We start from the raw sequence: 1227 nt of genomic DNA on the forward strand, positions 1-1227 counted from the left end.
AACCGCACTGGGTTTCGTTCCTATGCGGGTTCGAGGGAACCGTCTGGTTCCTCGGTACTGGTTGAGGCCTCATAGTAGGCGGCCTCGACCTCGATCGGGGTGCGGTAGCTGAGCTCGGAGTGGAGTCGGCGGTGGTTGAACCACCACACGTATTCCAGGGTGGCCAGTTCGACCTGCTCGACGGTCTTCCAGGGCCGGCGTTGGCGGATCAGTTCGGTCTTGTAGAGACCGTTGATCGTCTCGGCTAGGGCGTTGTCGTAGGAATCTCCGACGCTGCCGACCGAGCCTGCGATCCCTAGCTCGGCCAAGGTGTCGGTGTAGCGCAGCGACACGTATTGGCTGCCGCGGTCGCTGTGATGGGTCAGCCCGGACAGCTCGCCTCGATTCCAGGTGGCCATCTGCAACGCCTCGAGTGGCAGCGCTTCGGTGGTCATGGTGGAGCGCACCGACCAGCCGACGATCCGGCGGGAGAACACGTCGGTGACGAACGCGACATAAGCCATGCCGGACCAGGTCGGCACGAACGTCAGATCAGCCACCCACAACCGATTCGGCCTCGCAGCGACGAACCGACGCTGGACCAGATCCGCGGGCCGCTGGCCGGCAGGGTCCGGTCTGGTGGTGAAGATCCGTTTACCCCGCCGCACCCCGTGCAGGCCTTGTTGGCGCATGATCCTCCCGGTCTGGTCCCGGCCGAGCAGCCAACCCTTTCGGCGCAGCAGGGCATGCATCTTCCGGACCCCGTAGACGCCGTAGTTGTCGGCATGCAGCCGGCTGATCACCTCCCCCAGTTCCTGATCCCGCAGCATCCGCGTCGAGGCTGGTCGGGTCTTCGCCGCCCGATAGCCGCGGGCAGTGATGAACCCACCGTCTGTCTCCGCCAAAGCAGCACAGATGGGCTCGACCCCGAACTGATCGCGATACGCCTCGATGTAGGCGATCATCTCGGTGTGGGACGGTCGATTTCCGCTGCGAAAAACGCTGATGCGGTCCGCAGGATCTCATTGGCCCGTTTCGCCTCGGCCAACTCCTTGCGCAGACGTTTGATCTCCGCGTTCTCCGCCGATGTTGTTCCTTGCCGTTCCCCGGAATCGACCTCGGCCTTACGGACCCACCGTCGCAGTGTCTCTTCGGCGATCCCGAGCTGTTTCGCGACCCGCCCGATCAACTGATACTCCGTGCTGCCGTCCTCACGATCGGCCTCCCGGATCATCCGGACCGCACGCT

The 1227-nt window shown here is 64.3% G+C and carries 1 protein-coding gene; it reads right to left on the reverse strand.

Annotated features, from left to right (window positions below; genetic code table 11):
* Window positions 1–20: 20 nt before the first annotated feature.
* A protein-coding gene (locus tag CLV29_RS16095) for an IS3 family transposase (RefSeq protein ID WP_243831999.1) occupies window positions 21–1227 on the reverse strand; the annotation gives its coding sequence in 2 pieces (ribosomal slippage) (window positions 21–976 and window positions 976–1227; 1208 coding nt annotated over the 2 pieces). This gene is flagged as partial in the annotation.

The sequence above is a fragment of the Naumannella halotolerans genome (assembly GCF_004364645.1).
Lineage (GTDB): Bacteria > Actinomycetota > Actinomycetes > Propionibacteriales > Propionibacteriaceae > Naumannella > Naumannella halotolerans.